Source organism: Catalinimonas alkaloidigena (assembly GCF_029504655.1).
Lineage (GTDB): Bacteria > Bacteroidota > Bacteroidia > Cytophagales > Cyclobacteriaceae > Catalinimonas > Catalinimonas alkaloidigena.
In genome coordinates, this window is record NZ_JAQFIL010000001.1 from 5,713,588 (window position 1) to 5,730,035 (window position 16,448).

The 16,448-nt window shown below is 45.2% G+C and carries 11 protein-coding genes; 8 read left to right on the plus strand and 3 right to left on the minus strand.

Annotation, left to right across the window (positions count from 1 at the left end):
- Position 1: 1 nt before the first annotated feature.
- From OKW21_RS23240 to OKW21_RS23250, 3 genes are all read left to right on the plus strand, one after another.
- Positions 2-493, plus strand: coding sequence for an NfeD family protein (locus tag OKW21_RS23240; RefSeq protein ID WP_277484061.1), 492 nt, complete (start codon positions 2-4; stop codon positions 491-493).
- A 7-nt stretch (positions 494-500) separates the two neighbouring features.
- Positions 501-1,490 carry a flotillin-like protein FloA gene (gene floA / locus OKW21_RS23245; protein ID WP_277484064.1) on the plus strand — a complete coding sequence of 330 codons (990 nt, stop codon included), beginning with the start codon at positions 501-503 and terminating at the stop codon, positions 1,488-1,490.
- Between the two features lie 96 nt (positions 1,491-1,586).
- Positions 1,587-3,017: a rubredoxin domain-containing protein gene (locus tag OKW21_RS23250; RefSeq protein ID WP_277484066.1), complete on the plus strand. Its 1,431-nt coding sequence runs from the start codon at positions 1,587-1,589 to the stop codon at positions 3,015-3,017.
- 6 nt (positions 3,018-3,023) lie between these two features.
- Here OKW21_RS23250 and pdxA read toward each other — a convergent pair whose 3' ends face one another.
- Together pdxA and OKW21_RS23260 are read right to left on the minus strand one after the other, a co-directional pair.
- A complete protein-coding gene (gene pdxA / locus OKW21_RS23255) occupies positions 3,024-4,091 on the minus strand; it encodes a 4-hydroxythreonine-4-phosphate dehydrogenase PdxA (protein WP_277484070.1) in 1,068 nt (355 codons plus the stop codon).
- Positions 4,092-4,096: 5 nt separating this feature from the next.
- Positions 4,097-5,533 (minus strand): leucyl aminopeptidase family protein, encoded by a 1,437-nt coding sequence (locus tag OKW21_RS23260; RefSeq protein ID WP_277484073.1) that lies wholly within the window; start codon positions 5,531-5,533, stop codon positions 4,097-4,099.
- 112 nt (positions 5,534-5,645) lie between these two features.
- Here OKW21_RS23260 and rsmA point away from each other — a divergent pair, with 112 nt between their 5' ends.
- The 5 genes from rsmA (at position 5,646) to OKW21_RS23285 (ending at position 13,278) form a co-directional block, all read left to right on the plus strand.
- Complete coding sequence (gene rsmA / locus OKW21_RS23265; RefSeq protein ID WP_277484075.1) at positions 5,646-6,431, plus strand: 16S rRNA (adenine(1518)-N(6)/adenine(1519)-N(6))-dimethyltransferase RsmA; 786 nt, start codon at positions 5,646-5,648, stop codon at positions 6,429-6,431.
- Positions 6,431-7,786 carry a magnesium transporter gene (gene mgtE / locus OKW21_RS23270; protein ID WP_277484077.1) on the plus strand — a complete coding sequence of 452 codons (1,356 nt, stop codon included), beginning with the start codon at positions 6,431-6,433 and terminating at the stop codon, positions 7,784-7,786. The genes rsmA and mgtE overlap by 1 nt, the downstream gene beginning before the upstream one ends.
- 153 nt (positions 7,787-7,939) lie before the next feature.
- Positions 7,940-8,869 carry a 2-hydroxyacid dehydrogenase gene (locus OKW21_RS23275; protein WP_277484079.1) on the plus strand — a complete coding sequence of 310 codons (930 nt, stop codon included), beginning with the start codon at positions 7,940-7,942 and terminating at the stop codon, positions 8,867-8,869.
- A gap of 102 nt (positions 8,870-8,971) precedes the next feature.
- Positions 8,972-9,814 (plus strand): pentapeptide repeat-containing protein, encoded by an 843-nt coding sequence (locus tag OKW21_RS23280; protein ID WP_277484087.1) that lies wholly within the window; start codon positions 8,972-8,974, stop codon positions 9,812-9,814.
- Positions 9,815-9,975: 161 nt separating this feature from the next.
- Positions 9,976-13,278: a VPS10 domain-containing protein gene (locus OKW21_RS23285; RefSeq protein ID WP_277484088.1), complete on the plus strand. Its 3,303-nt coding sequence runs from the start codon at positions 9,976-9,978 to the stop codon at positions 13,276-13,278.
- Positions 13,279-13,367: 89 nt separating this feature from the next.
- On the opposite strand, the gene OKW21_RS23290 is transcribed toward OKW21_RS23285, so the two are convergent.
- Complete coding sequence (locus OKW21_RS23290) at positions 13,368-16,400, minus strand: DUF5107 domain-containing protein (RefSeq protein ID WP_277484089.1); 3,033 nt, start codon at positions 16,398-16,400, stop codon at positions 13,368-13,370.
- Positions 16,401-16,448 lie beyond the last annotated feature (48 nt).

A 16,448-nucleotide genomic window follows, 5' to 3' on the forward strand; every position in this document is an offset into this window, starting at 1 on the left:
CATGTGGTTAGCTATCATTATCCTGTTGATTATCGGTATTCTACTGATCGTAACTGAATTAGTTTTCATTCCGGGTACTACAATATTCGGAATTGCCGGCTTAGTACTCACTGCCGCGGGTGTAATTATGGCTTTCATTAACTTTGGTACGGCTACTGGTCTCATCATATTGGCAATTTCTTTCGTGCTCATCTCTGCTTTGTTGATCGTAAGCTTCAGGTCAGATACCTGGGAGGGTATATCTCTGAAAAGCGCAAATACTGGACACGTCAATGAGGATGTGAAAAACAATCTCTGGAAAGGTGATAAAGGCATAGCTCTTTCTGCACTTCGTCCGGGAGGTAAAGCTGAATTTAAAGATACAATAGTAGAGGTGAGCACCTTAGGTCAATATCTTGACGCAGGATCAGAAATAAAGATTATTAGTATAAAAGATCATAAAATCATTGTAGAACCAGCGAATACACACCAAACTAAAACTACTAACCAGTAAAACTTCTATGGACGGACTCTCGCTCATTTTGATCATTGTTGCTTCAATAGTAGCATTTTTCACTTTTTTGTATTTTATCCCACTTAACCTGTGGATCACTGCCCGCTTTTCAGGCGTAAAAGTTGGGCTACTGGAGCTGGTCTTCATGCGAATCCGTAAGGTTCCTCCTCGTATCGTCGTGGACTCACTTATTACAGCAACTAAAGCGGGACTTGATGTTACCTCTTCTGACCTGGAAACGCACTACCTTGCCGGAGGTAATGTGCCTTCAGTGATCAAAGCACTGATTTCAGCTGACAAAGCGAATATCAGGCTTACTTTTAAGCAAGCTACTGCCATTGACCTGGCTGGCCGGGATGTATTTGAAGCGGTGCAAATCTCGGTGAACCCCAAAGTAATCAATACGCCTGAAGTTGCTGCTGTCGCTGCCGATGGTATACAACTGATGGCCAAAGCCAGGGTAACGGTTCGTGCCAATATTGCTCAACTTGTGGGAGGTGCCGGTGAAGACACAATACTTGCCAGAGTTGGTGAAGGGATTGTAACCTCTATAGGCTCTGCCCGCAAGCATACTGATGTACTGGAAAACCCTGATAATATTTCCAAGCTCGTACTACAAAGAGGCCTGGATGCCGGCACAGCCTTTGAAATTCTTTCCATAGATATTGCTGACGTAAACGTAGGAGACAATATCGGAGCAAAGCTGCAAATTGACCAAGCCAATGCTGACCTGAAAGTCGCAGAAGCCAAAGCTGAAGAACGCAGGGCCATGGCGGTGGCTAATGAGCAGGAAATGAGGGCCAAGTCGCAAGAGGCAAGAGCAAAAGTAATTGAAGCTGAAGCTGAGGTGCCCAAAGCGCTGGCCGAATCATTTCGCTCCGGTAACTTAGGTGTGATGGATTATTATCGTATGCAGAACATTCAGGCTGATACCGATATGCGCTCCGCCATCTCCGGCGAGGATGATACGCGTGCTAAGAAGGATGATGAAGATTAACGCTTGATACATTATCACCCCGGCCTTTCATCTATCATTCAGCAGTAGAGAAAGCTTCAATCGCTGATTGCTTTTTACCCAACAAAACAAAAGATTATGCTGGCCAGAGTTTTTGCAAAAGGTGGAATTATCTCTCCCGGTGATTTTTCCAAAGTGCTGGAAATAGCACAAGAATTAGGTTCAGACTATGTGCACCTGGGGGCCAGACAAGATATTCTTTTTCCTATCCGCATAAGTAATATGGAGAAAGTGGGTGAGCTGCTGAAGCAGTTGCCTCTAAAGTATGAGTACCAGAGTAAGGACCGTGAAAACATCGTGAGCTCATATGTTACACTGGATGTGATGCCTTCTACCTCCTGGCTGGCACCACATATTTACCATTATATTCTGGATAGCTTTGACTACGAACCTTCCGATAAAATTAATATTACCGACCCTACGCAGGGCATGGTGCCGCTGTTTACCGGGAATATTAATTTTATAGCCTCCAATATTGACAATTACTGGTACATGTACATTCGCTACTCTGCCTTGGATGCCAAGCCCTGGTGTTGCCCTGATCTGATTTATGGATTTGACCTTGCCAAAGTTTCCCGGGCCATTGAAGCGCTTAAAGCCGTAGCGAACAAGATTTCACCGGCAGAGATTTACGCTCAGCTCAAGACTAAATTACACTTCAATGCTCGCACGCTAGCGCAACCTCTGGAATATCCGGAAATGATCTTTCCTTATTTTGAAGGTATCAACCGTGCAGAAAGTGATAAGTACTGGATGGGTCTTTACTGGCGTAATAACCGCTTTACCATCAAATTTCTGGAAGTTTTCTGTAATCAGTGTCTCAAAACCAATATCGGTATCATCTGCCTTACTCCCTGGAAATCCATTCTGATCAAAGGGGTGATGGAAAAAGATAAGCTGGAATGGGAGAAAATCCTGGGAAAATACGGCATCAATATGCGCCACTCTTCTCTGGAGCTTAACTGGCACCTCCCGGTAGCCGATCAGGATGCTTTAGAGCTAAAAAATTACCTGGTACGTGCGCTTGACCAGCAGGACATCAGCACCTACGGACTTTCATTTTCTATCAAGACACAGAAACATGTTGTGCTTTTTACTTCTATCGTTATAGAGAGAGAAGAAGCTGAAAATGAAGAAGACGCTTACCAGTACAACATCTTATATGCCAAAGATTTTAACCCTAACTTTTTTGAGTATTACTATTATGCCCGGGCAGTTAATCGTGATATCATCCCTTCCTTGCTTATTGAGCTAAGCAAGAAATATTACGAGCAGCTCAACACCAAAAAAACAGCTCCTCCTGATTCAGAAAAAAGCCAGACTCATCAGGAATCACATAAATTGGTTTTTCAGTGCAGCGAATGTCTGAGTGTTTACGATGAAGCTTATGGAGACACCTTGGCAAAAGTTCCTGCCGGCACGCCATTTTCCTTGTTGCCCGATAGCTTTAGATGCTCAGTTTGTGGAAGCCCTAAATCTAAATTCAGGCAGGCTGAACTTTCCAGGTAAACACTCTTATTCGTCAGGCATCTGCTCCTGTCGGGCTTTGATTACATCACATGCGAGGTAAAACGCTTCGCGCATGGATACTTCACTAGCTTCTCCTTTACCGGCAATATCATAAGCGGTACCATGATCGGGTGAGGTGCGTACTACAGGCAGGCCGGCAGTAAAATTTACGCCCTGCTCAAAAGCCATTGTCTTGAATGCAACCAATCCCTGATCATGATACATAGCCAGTATGCCATCAAATTTCTTGTGCATATTTACACCAAAGAAACCGTCGGCAGGAAAAGGGCCGAAGATCAGTTTACCTTCCTCTTTAAGTTCCTGAATCACTGGCTTGATAATCTCCTGCTCTTCTGAACCCAACAAACCATCTTCTCCGGCATGTGGATTGAGACCTAAAACCGCAATTTTGGGCTTAAGAATTCCAAAGTCCAGCTTCAAGGATTCTTCCATCACCTTCAGCTTACGGCGGACGAGATCGCGGGTCAGGTGGTTGCTCACCTGGTTGAGTGGAATATGACCGGTAGCGACACCCACACGCAATTGGTCATGCACCATCATCATGAGCATATCTTTAGCCTCAAAGGTTTGGGCAAAATATTCAGTATGTCCGGCAAATTTAAACTCCTCATTCTGTATGTTATGCTTGTTGATGGGCGCTGTTACGATAGCATCTGTATAGTCATCTTTAAGGGCCTGTGTAGCTTCTTTCAAAGAGAGCCAGGCTGCTTCACCTGCCTCATTCGTAACTTTACCAGCTTCTACCAGTACCTGCTGCCAGCAGTTGATCACATTGACTTTACCATACGCAATCTCATCCATTGACCTGATGGTCATAAAGTTGAAGCTGTCTTCCAGATTAAGGCTTTTACGGTAAAAAGATACTACTTTAGAAGAACCAAAAATGACAGGTGTCATCATGTTTAGCATACGCTTATCTGCCAGTGCTTTGATCACTACCTCCGGACCTATACCATTGAAATCCCCCAGACTGATTCCTATTACCGGAAGCTCGCCTTTCTTTTTCCGCTTGATTTTCTGTGGTTTACTTACTGAAATATCTGTCTTTTCCATGATCTCTATTTCGCCAGTGTTTTAAGAAACTGATACAAAAGTCTTACGCCAGCACCGCTACCATTTTTACCCTTATAAAAGTCGGGAGTTTCCAGAAAAGCTGAACCTGCGATATCCATATGTATCCAAGGGTAAGCTGTGAAGTGCTTCAAAAACACAGCTGCGGTGATCGCTCCTGCCATCCTACCTCCGATATTTTTAAGGTCAGCGATATCAGAATTGAGATACTCGCGGTACTCATCCCATAAAGGAAATTCAACGAGACGTTCGTAGGTTTCGTTTCCTGCGTTTTTTAATTGCTGCTTTGTTTTTTCATCTGCGGTGCCCATCATCACAATGCCTTCTTTACCCAGCGCCATCGCTGCAGCTCCGGTAAGGGTAGCCAGGTCAATGACCAGTTCGGGCTCGTATTTTTTGGCATATACCAGCGCATCGGCCAGTATCAGCCGTCCTTCAGCATCGGTGTTTAGTACTTCTACAGTAGAGCCATCAGAAATGCTAATCACATCACCGGGAGTGATGGCATTTCCGCCAGGGCGATTATCGGTAGAGGGAATCAGGCCTACCAGATGAATAGGTAATTTATTCTTGACCGTTGCCATAAATGCCCCCGCCACCGCAGCAGCACCTCCCATGTCCGACTTCATCATCATCATGGAGTTTGAAGGCTTCAGACTTAAGCCACCAGTATCGTAGGTTACACCTTTGCCCACCAGCACGTAAGGCTTTTTGTTGACTGCTTTATCCGGCTTGTATTCCAGTACAATAAAAGCAGGTGGATCTACACTCCCTGCATTTACCGCCAAAAGCCCCCCCATTTTCAAAGCCCTGATTTTATCTTTACCAAACACCTCTACTTTGAATCCAAGCTCTTTTCCGGCCTTCCGCAGAGATTTGCTCAATTGTTCAGCACTCAGTGTAACTACTGGTTCATTGACCAAGTCACGCGCGTAGAAAGTAGCATCTACAAGCTTACTGACTTCCTCCAGAGCCTTCTTTTTTAAATTAGGATGGATAATGGTAAGTGCTTCAAATACCCTTGCATCTTTCTCTTTAACAGCGGATTTATATTTGTCAAAGCTATAGCTTGAAAGCAGCAGTCCTTCGCTGAAATCAAGAAGGGGTTGTACATCTGAAGTAGTGGTAAGCTGAAGGTCTTCCAGTTGCTCACTCCGAATAATATTCGCCAGCTCAAAGCCTTTCTTGCGGTAATACTCACGCTTCAGATGACTTTCTTGCTCCTCGGCAGGCGCAATAAAAAACAGCATGCGCTCATACTGATTGACGGAAACAAGTCTTATTTTATCCTTCAGCTTCTTTTTCACATACTGCTTTTCCGCCTCATTTTGGCAGTAGCCTGAAGCCTCCTCCTGGCTGGCGAGCAAGACTGCCAGAGGTGCATTTTTTTTAACTTCTTTAGCCTGCTTTAGCATTACTGACATAAAAAATCTCTTATTTTACGACGCAATTTAACAATGCTTTTTTAATAAAGAGGATTATTGCTCACCTTTCTATTTTAAGCTTGACAAAGCATAAACCTGAGAAGCTAACACTGTGGTAAGACCAAAAAAACACCTGGGACAACATTTTTTGAAAGACAAGAACATCGCTTCCAAAATTGTTCAAAGCCTGACACTGCACCGAGGCTACCGGCAGGTATTGGAGATTGGTCCCGGCACTGGTGTGCTGACGCAGTTTTTGGTACAGGACAACCGCTTCACTACTTCCCTAATAGAGCTGGACACAGAATCTGTACATTATCTTCAGGAACATTATCCTGATCTGAAGCCGCGCATATTTTACAAAGACTTTCTCAAAACTGATCTGCTGGCACTGATGCAGGAACCTTTCGCGGTGATTGGCAATTTCCCTTACAATATTTCTTCACAGATATTCTTCAAAATCCTGGATATCAAAAATGAAGTACCGGAGGTTGTCTGTATGTTACAAAAGGAAGTAGCCGACCGACTTAAATCGCCTCCCGGAAGTAAGGCATATGGCATACTGAGCGTATTGTTACAGGCTTATTATGACATAGACTATCTCTTTACCGTGGAGCCGGGCGTCTTTAACCCGCCTCCCAGGGTACGCTCGGGCGTAATCCGGCTGAAGCGTAATGATACTCAGCAGCTTGCCTGCGACGAGCAGCTATTCCGAAAGGTGGTAAAGCAAAGTTTTCAAACCCGCCGCAAGACCTTGCGCAATGCATTGAAACCTCTAAATTTGCCCGAAACAATTAGGCAGCTTAATACCTTAGATTTACGAGCAGAGCAATTATCCGTCAATGATTTTGTAGAACTCACGCTAAAAATAGAAGAGTCTTGGAAACAGGAGCCATAATGCATTTTGAGGTATCGCAGGAGTATCTGGAGTGGCTGAGAGCAGCCATTCGCCAGGATGAAGCGCAGTCTGTGCAGGAGAGTATGGAAGATGCCAGCCCCCCTGATATCCTCACGGTACTTTATGAGCTGAATACCGAAGAGTCCAAGTACGTGATTAAGCTGTTGGATGAAGAACGGGCGGCTGATATTATTGTAGAGATTGAGGATGAGCAGCAAACTGCTTTTCTGAGAAACTTTACTTCTGAAGAAGTAGCTCGCTTCATCGACTACCTGGACTCAGATGATGGTGCTGATATTCTCAACCGCCTTCCTATACAAACCCGCGAGGAAGTCATTGATAAAATGGAGAATGCAGAAAAGGCACGCCATGTCAAAGACCTGATCCGTTATGAGGAAGACCGGGCCGGTGGCCTGATGGCCAAGGAGTTGATCAAAGTCAATATTGACTGGACAGTAAAGCAATGTATAGAGGAAATCCGCCGGCAGGCAGAAAATGTGGAGAAAGTCTATTCAGTTTATGTAGTAGATAAGCAAAATCACCTGACCGGTAAAGTATCCTTGAAGCGAATTGTACTATCTAATGATGATACTAAAGTCGCAGATATTTACGACGAAGAAGTAGTATCGGTAGAGACTTATCAGGAAGAGGAGGAAATAGCCGATATCATGCGTCGCTACGATTTGGAGGCTATTCCGGTGGTTGACATTATGAACCGGCTGGTAGGCCGCATCACCATTGATGACGTAGTGGACGTCATTACCGAGATGGCAGAGCAGGAGCGACAGATGATGTCCGGTATTTCTGAAGATGTGGAGGAACGCAGCGGAAGCGTATGGTTGCTCTCGCGTGCTCGCCTTCCCTGGCTGGTCATTGGTATGGTAGGAGGACTTTTAGGAGCACAGTTCATCGGTATTTTTGAAAAAGACATTGCACTGGTTCCGGCCATGGCCTTTTTTATTCCCCTGATTACAGCTACCGGAGGTAATGTAGGGATTCAGTCTTCCTCATTGGTAGTACAAAGTCTGGCAAACACTTCAGTGTTTAGTGATAACCTGGGGAAACGACTCTGGAAGGTACTCCTTGTCGCTCTTCTTAACGGATTAGCGCTAGCTGCTCTTGTATTTGCTTTCAACCTTTTGTTTGGAGAAAAATTAACCCTGGCTGCTGTTGTAGCCATAGCATTATTCAGTGTAGTCTTGCTGGCTTCGCTCATGGGTACGATTACGCCACTTATACTTAACAAACTCGGTGTCAATCCGGCCCTGGCTTCCGGTCCCTTCATTACTACTGCCAATGACCTTTTAGGCCTAGCCGTCTATTTCTCAGTAGCCCACATGCTTTACGGATTTTAACTATTTTTGGCATCATGTTTCTCGCTGCAATAGTGCTTGGTGTTATGGTTTTTAATGGTGTAGTACGATTGCTATTGTGTCATTAAACACACTAAGAACCACGAGTTATAACACCATGAACCAAGAACCACGAATTATAACCCCATAAAAAAAATGAAAACCTGTCTGATTATAGATTTAATGCATGAAAGTATCACCCCTCTTCTCCAACAGATTGGTTGGCAGGCAGACTACCGTCCGGAGATCAATCGCGAAGAAATCCTTCAGATCATTCACCAATACGAAGGATTGATTGTGAGGAGTAAGACTACCATTGACAAAGAAGTGATTGATCGTGCAGAAAAACTTCAGTGGATCGGCCGCGCCGGTGCCGGACTGGATCAATTGGATGTTGAAACACTGGAGGAAAGAAATATCAAGATTGTTAATGCTCCTGAAGGTAATCGTGATGCATTAGGTGAGCATGCCGTTGCCCTGCTGCTAAGCCTGTTTAATAAAATTCATGTGGCCGACCGTCAAATTCGTAAAGGGAGCTGGGACAGGGAAGGTAATCGGGGTGTGGAACTTATGAGTAAGACTGTCGGAATCATTGGTTACGGTTTCATGGGTCAGGCTTTCGCTCGTCGTCTTCAGGGATTTGGTGTAAAAGTACTGGCCTATGATAAATACAAGCAAAATTACGGCGATGAGTATGCCCGAGAAGCCAGCCTGGAAGATATATTTGCGCAAGCAGATGTACTGAGTTTACATGTGCCTTTGACTGAGGAAACCCGCTTTATGATTAACCATACATTTCTGCAAAAATTCAGTAAAGATATCTATCTTCTCAATACTGCACGCGGCAAGAACATAAGCTTCAAAACCCTGGTAGAGGCGTTGGATAGCGGAAAGCTCAAAGGGGCTGCACTGGATGTATTGGAAAATGAAAAAATCACACATTTTACTACTGAACAGCAGCATTATTTTAACTTAATCATCCATCATGACAATGTTATTTTTACTCCACACGTTGGTGGGTGGACATTTGAGTCTTATGAGAAGATTAACAAAACTCTGGTGGGCAAAATCAAATCTTTAAAGTAAAATACTTTGTTCAATGTGCGTTTTGCCCACATTTCCAAACTGAATTCATAAGCCAGATTGTTAAATTGCAAGACTATTGCATCAATCTATTGCGCCGCAGGCATGAAATACACAGTAAAATATAAGAAAATTATTGACTGGTATAAGTCCATTATGGAGCGCCCGGTTACAATTTCGCTTTTTGTACTATTATGCCTTTCTGTTTTAGTTCTTTCTTTAAGCTATGAGTATTATAAGTACGATTTTTATGAGTTTTGGGGTCAAGTACTGGCTGAAGCTCACGGTATGCTCTTTGACATTGCTGTCATCGGTATCCTGATCTACTGGCTCAATGAGCGAGGACAGAAAAGGCAGGCTATTCGTACCTACAAAGATGAAATTGAAGATTTCCGTACCTGGCAATCAGAAGAAGCGGCCTTTCGTACGGTAGGTAATATCAAAAGGTTAAACCGTGAGAAAATTTACAGTATTGATCTGGTAGACTGTTATCTTACCCGCACAAACCTCAGTCATGTAGTGCTCAAATCGGCTAACCTGAATAATGCCAATGTTACGCATGCTAACCTGATAGAGTGTAATCTGGAAGGCGCTCGTCTTAATCAAACTAACTTTGAAGGCTCCAATCTCAACCAAGCTTTTCTTAAGCATGCCTATGCCAGTGGAGCTTCTTTCAAAGATACGTATCTCATCAAAGCCACTCTTCAGGCATCTTTCCTTATCAGGTCTGATTTTGAAAACGCCTTTATGATGGAGGCTGATCTGCGAGATGCCTACGTAGTGGGTGCCAATTTCAAAAATGCTAATCTTTATAAGGCTGACCTGAGGGGAGCTGAAGGGCTTACAATAGAACAGCTTACCCAGGCCAACACGCTGCATCAGGCATTGCTGGATGACGACCTGATGAATCAGATTAAAGACAGGCATGCTACCCTTCTGGCTCGCTAGCACAAAAAATTATTCTTCATTTCTTAGAATTACTTTCTAAAGCAAGCTGACATTTTATCATCAGCCAAATAATTTATTATATTGACCTCATAAAGTTTAGCTAATAGGCTTACCTAAATTTCCATCATTTTTTTCCTAAACCTTAATCTATACTGCACTTTATGAGAACATTCTTTCATTACACAACAGCACTACTGCTGTGTCTGCTTTTGTTTCATCCACTTATTGGGCAGCGAAACAGGGCAAATTCTTCTTTCGAAACTCCCATGACAGCCTCAACCTTTGAGGGGCTGGAACTGCGTAACATTGGCCCGGCTTTTATGTCAGGACGTATTGCGGACCTGGCCATTCATCCTGAAGATCCGAGCACCTGGTACATTGCTGTAGGCTCAGGCGGCGTATGGAAAACCGTAAATGCCGGGACCACTTTTGAGCCTATTTTTGACGAACAAAATTTGTATTCTATTGGCTGCCTCAGCATAGATCCTTCCGATTCTGATATCATCTGGGTAGGCACTGGTGAAAATGTTGGAGGCCGCCATGTGGGCTATGGAGATGGCGTTTACCGCTCTGAGGACGGAGGCCAGAGCTGGCAAAATATGGGACTGCCAAATTCTGAGCATATTTCTAAAATTATTGTTCACCCTGAGAATTCAGATATTGTCTGGGTAGCTGCCCAGGGGCCCCTTTGGAATAAGGGAGGAGATCGTGGCCTCTACAAAACTACCGATGGCGGTAAGAGTTGGAAGAGAACATTAGGTGATGATGCATGGACAGGGGTTACTGACTTGCTCATTGACCCTCGGAACCCTGACCAACTGTATGCCGCGACCTGGCAACGGCATCGTACCGTAGCCGCTTATATGGGTGGTGGTCCGGGCACCGGCATTTACCGCTCCACCGACGGAGGCGAAAGCTGGGAAGAACTGGCTAACGGTCTGCCCGAATCGGATATGGGTAAGATCGGCCTGGCAATTTCCCCACAACAACCCGATATTGTCTATGCTGCCATAGAGCTTGATCGGGGCACAGGAGGAATTTTTCGCTCTGCCGACCGAGGAAGTAGTTGGGAGAAAAGATCTGATGTGGTTTCTGGTGGCACCGGCCCACATTATTATCAGGAACTCTATGCTTCTCCTCATCAGTTTGAACGGATTTACCTGGCTGATGCTACCATGCAGGTTTCAGACGATGGAGGAAAAACTTTTACCAATCTCAACACACAATTTCGTCACGGCGATAACCATGCCCTTACTTTCAAAAAAGATGATCCTGACTACCTCTTGATTGGCACCGATGGTGGGGTTTACGAAAGCTTTGACCTGGGCAAAACCTGGCGTTATATGCAGAATTTACCCCTCACTCAGTTTTATAAAATTGCGCTGGACGATACAGAGCCTTTCTACAAGATCTATGGTGGTACCCAGGACAACGGTTCTCAGGGTGGTCCATCACGTACCGATAATGTGCAGGGCATCCAGAATGCTGATTGGAAACTGGTACTCAACTGGGATGGCCACCAACCTGCCACTGAGCCTGGCAACCCCAATATTGTATATGCCGAACGGCAGCAGGGAGCACTTTCCCGCCTGGACATGAAAACCGGTGAAGTTATTGACATTCAGCCGCAACCTAGTGCCGATGAGGACTACGAACGCTTCAACTGGGATTCTCCCATCCTGGTAAGTTCGCATGATCCGGCCAGAATTTATTTTGCCTCACAGCGAGTTTGGAGGTCCAACAATCGGGGTGACGAATGGGAAGCCATTTCAGGTGATTTGACTAAGGATCAGGAACGCATAGAATTGCCTATTATGGACAAAACCCAAAGTTGGGATGCTGCCTGGGATGTTGGGGCCATGTCTAACTACAACACCATTACTTCTTTGGCAGAATCTCCTGTGCAGGAAGGAACTGTATACGCTGGTACGGATGATGGTATTGTACAAGTGACAGAAGATGGAGGTCAGAACTGGCGTAGAATAGATGTAGGGAGCATGCCCGGTGTGCCTGCGACAGCTTTTGTCAACGATATTAAAGCAGACCTACACGATGCCAATACCGTTTATGTGGCTCTGGACAATCACAAATATGGTGACTTTTCACCTTATCTGGTTAAAAGTACAGACCGGGGAAGAAGCTGGCAGTCCATCCGGGGAGACCTGCCCGACCGCACACTGGTATGGCGACTCGTACAGGATCATGTAAAACCTGAACTCATGTTTGCTGCTACTGAGTTTGGTGTCTACTTTACCGTAGATGGCGGGGAGCGCTGGATAAAACTGGAAGGTGGCGTACCTACTATTTCATTTAGAGATCTCGCGATTCATAAAAGAGAGAATGACCTGGTGGCGGCTTCTTTTGGCAGAGGTATTTATATTCTGGATGATTATACTGCCCTGCGTGGTGTATCTGAGCAGCAACTGATGGCCGAAGCTACCCTCTTTCCTGCCCGAAAAGCTTTGTGGTATATTCCTCGCTCCGACATTGACTTTGAGGACAAAAAAGGTTCTTTGGGTGATGCTCATTTCGTAGCGCCCAACCCTGACTTCGGAGCCACTTTCACTTATTATCTCAAAGATGGGCTTAAGACACGTGAAGATGTCCGCGTAGAAAATGAAAAAACACTGAAACAGGAAGAGCAGGCGATTCCTTTTCCCGGCTGGGATGCGGTAGAAGCTGAGCGGAGAGAGCAAGCTCCTCAGATTTTACTTAGCATTCAGGACAGCAATGGTAATACCATTCGTCGTATTGAAGGGCCTGTTACCTCTGGCTTCCATAGAGTCGCCTGGGATCTTCGCTACCCTGCTCCCGAGCCTTTACAAATGAATAGTGAAGCCGGAGAGAGCCAGGGAATGATGGCTGCTCCCGGTACTTATACGGCTTCGCTTTCAAAAAAAGTAGATGGTGAAGTTACAGCACTTTCTGAACCCATCACTTTCGAAGTAGAACCTCTGTATGATGGAACGCTTGAGGGCGCTCCTGCCAGTCAGGTGGCTGAGTTCTGGAGAGCGTACGAGGATACATACCGGGCAGTGAGTGCCATAGGGATTTCGCTAGACAATGCCCTGACCAAAGCTGAGCGTTTGCAGTTAGCGCTGGAACGCTCTACTACTGCCCCCGGTGAGTTTGATGCGCAAATGTATAGTCTGCGTCAGTCGCTGATGGACCTGGATGAAGAGCTAAACGGTAATCGTGCCAAGCAGGATATTGGAGAAAAAACCAAGCCTACCATTAGCGAACGACTTTTTGCTGTAGAAAGAGGGATCAGCCATTCTACTTATGGCCCGACGCCTACCCATCAGCAAAACCTGGCTATTGTTAAAGAGCAATTGCAGAACATTCAGAATAAGCTCAAATCAGCACAGAGCCAGATAGCGCAAATATCCGCTGAACTTATGGAGAATGGAGCTCCCTGGGTAGAAGGTGAAGCCCTCCCGCCAGTAGGGCCTGAGAAAAACTGATACTAAACTTAACTCTGCTAAAGTGCAATGCTTTGGCAGAGTTTTCCTTCCCCCTACCCTCCAGTTACTGATGCTACTACAAACGTTGGTTAATTGACTGTAGCTTGTATGATTTTGTCAATCATCTCATAACTATTGTTTCTGAGCTTAGGCTGAACAGTTGATTTAGCAGCTTCGTCATTGGTCCAGGTCGCTAATACCCATTTTGCTTCCGGGCTTTCAGCTTTTTCCAGCTCTGACAGTTTTTTAGAAAGCTCATCTGTTTTTCCTAGCTTTTTCAGTGCTCCCAGCAGCAAGAGACTATTTACCCCACCATTACTACTATTCTCATAACGTTGGACAATTTGTTGTAGGTGCTGATCAGCTTTCCGCGTCTGTCCCAGCCTTTGGTAAGCATGGGCCAGCAGAAAGTCCTGTTCACTCTCATCAGGATTATAGGGTTTTCCTACGCCCAGATTCTCCGGCCACTCCAAAGAAGCCTGAAGAATTTTGACAGCCTTTTTGTAATTATTTTTATCCATCTGAGCCATGGCAGCCTTCAGATGCGCGCGCTCATAAATTGCCCTTCCTTCCGACGCACCTTCATAGGGTAATACATGAATTTTATCTAGCAAAGTTAAGCTTTGCTCATATTGGTCATTGTGTAACAAGGCCTGGGCATAGTCCATCCCAATCACATAGTTGTCAGGAAACATGCGATAGGCTTGCACTGCCATCTTCAATTCTTCTTCATACTTTTCTTCCTTATTCAGGTATTGGAGCAGTAAATGCCAGCTATTCCACAGTTCCTCATTTAGAGTCAGGGCTTTACGCAAGTCATCTTCTTTATCTTTTCCTTCTGTCTTTTCCAGCAGTTCAGCCCTGCTCAGGTAGAAGGGCGGAAAGTCCGGCTGCTCTCCACAGGCCTTGAATTGCTCAACAGCTTTGTCCATTTGATTTTTAGCCCAATAGTTCAGCCCCAGATAGTAGTGTAGCTTCCACTGTTTTTGCTGACTGACTGCCCATTCCAGGACCTTTAAAGTTTCACTGCGAAAAGGTGCGACAAAAGCAGCTGATTGAGCAACTGCCTCATCCAAATATTTTTTTCCTTCTTCTGTATTCTCCTGATTTAAATAAGCCAGCCAAAGCGTAACTATAGTATTTTCAGGAGATTGCTGCAACACAGCCTGAGCATCTTCCTGCTGCCCCATTTTCAGATAATCCATCGCCACTTCCAGATAGGTCTGTGCCGGGAATTCGTTTTGGATATGGGATTTGAATTGCTCCAGATACTGTGAATTATTGTCCAATAGGTAAGCTTCAAAACGGGCAAAGTGATTCAGTGGGTCCAAGGCCAAAAGCCGGTCAAGCAACTCGCGGGCAGCAATCTCATTTTCGTTTTTTCTATGAATAACCATCAGGCTTTGCAGTCCACTGATGTTATAGCTGTTGAAGGCTAACGACTGCTGAGCATAATGCTTCGCCCGATCAAAACTTTGAGTCTGCATATAAATTTCAGCCATCTGGGCATAAGCGGCAGAACGATATTCCATAGAGCGGGCAGCCCACCCCAGCGCTTCCAAAGCATTTACCTTGTCTTCTAAAGCTTTGTAAATAATTCCCGCTACATAATTGGCATCAAAGTCATAGGTATCTGCTTTCAGGGCATGATTGGCCTGTTCCAGCGCATCTTCATATTGCGCATTTTGATAATGCAATTCTGCCAGAGCTACACGCGCCTCATAATGGGCGGGATCTTCCTGCAGACTAGCTTTCAGCTTTTCTTCCGCCTGTGCATAATTTCGGTTTTTCATTAAGGACTTGCCGGCTTCAAACAATTGATAGGCCGGGGTGGGTTGAATATCCTCATCACCTTCAAAAGGACGTTTCAGGTCATTTGTTTCTTTCTGAGTTGTAGAGAAAATGACTTGATCACCGATACTGACTACTAGCTCCTGAACTCCCTCATTTGTATTTACAGTTTGCTGAAAAACCTCCATGGGTTTTAGCGACACTGCTTCCCGGAAGAGAACATCATCGCCGGATTTTATTATGAACACATCGTCAATTTGCTGAAATGCGTTGAAACCGATAGCCAGCCCATTTTCTGTTTCTTCCACATTGACAGCTCCTAAGGGAGAGGCCGCACTGATACCTCCGATTTCTTTGACCGGAAACCACAGTTCACGCCACTGATCCGTTACATAAGGCCCAAAACCCACTTCACTGACAGGGTTGACCTGGCTGGAATAGGAATACTGATTCAGCAGACGGCCTGCCTGAAACTCAATGTACTGCCCATCGGAATCGGTGAGCAGGTCTTCCCAGATTGCCCCTGAGCGAGATAATGCCCATATCCATAGCTTCTGTCCCGGCATTTCTTCGTACAGTGACCAATGGCCGAAGCCGAAATCTTTTTCATGCCAGTATCCCCCAAAAAAGTCGTGATAGTTGCCTACCACATGATAAGATTTGCTTCCACCAAAAGCATTGTTTTTATACATGGCCAGATCTCTGCCCTCCTCATCTGTTGGCCAGGAGTATACATCACCGGGATGCCCCAAATAAGCATCACCGGGGTAAAATAACTCCAAATCCTGAGAGGCACGAGCAGCGGCGGTCATCCAATTGTAATAGGCCTGATGCGCAGGAGTGGGATTGTACCATAATGCTTCAGTTTCAAAATAGGCTTTGTCTGCCGGCAAGGTAATCTTAACGCGCCACTGCGTGCGTGAGGGAAGGTCAATGGTGCCAACGGTACAGCTTACGCTGCCATCTTCCTTTTCTTCAATAATATAATCTACCGGCGATGCCGTGGAAGGAGCATGACCGATAATTCCGAAGTTGAACTCTATACCCCCGGAGGTCCAGGGACCACGCATGGCAATATTGCGAAACTTCATGACCTCATTTCGGTAGATAAACTCCTCACCCGTTTCTTTCTCTATCGCTCCCCATACCTTACCACCTGACTCTGGTAATACAAAGACCTGGATGTAATCATTTTCCATGGTGACTACCTTCCACTCCTGTTCTTTCCCTTCATGGCTGTAACCGGTAAATTGATGGTAAGGATAGATTTTGGGGTTGAAAGTGAGGGCAGGAACAGGGTTAGGATCAGAATAAGGATAGGTTTTGATCATTCTGTTTTCCTCTTTGATGGTAGCTTTTTGAGCTTTAAGAGGAAGGTG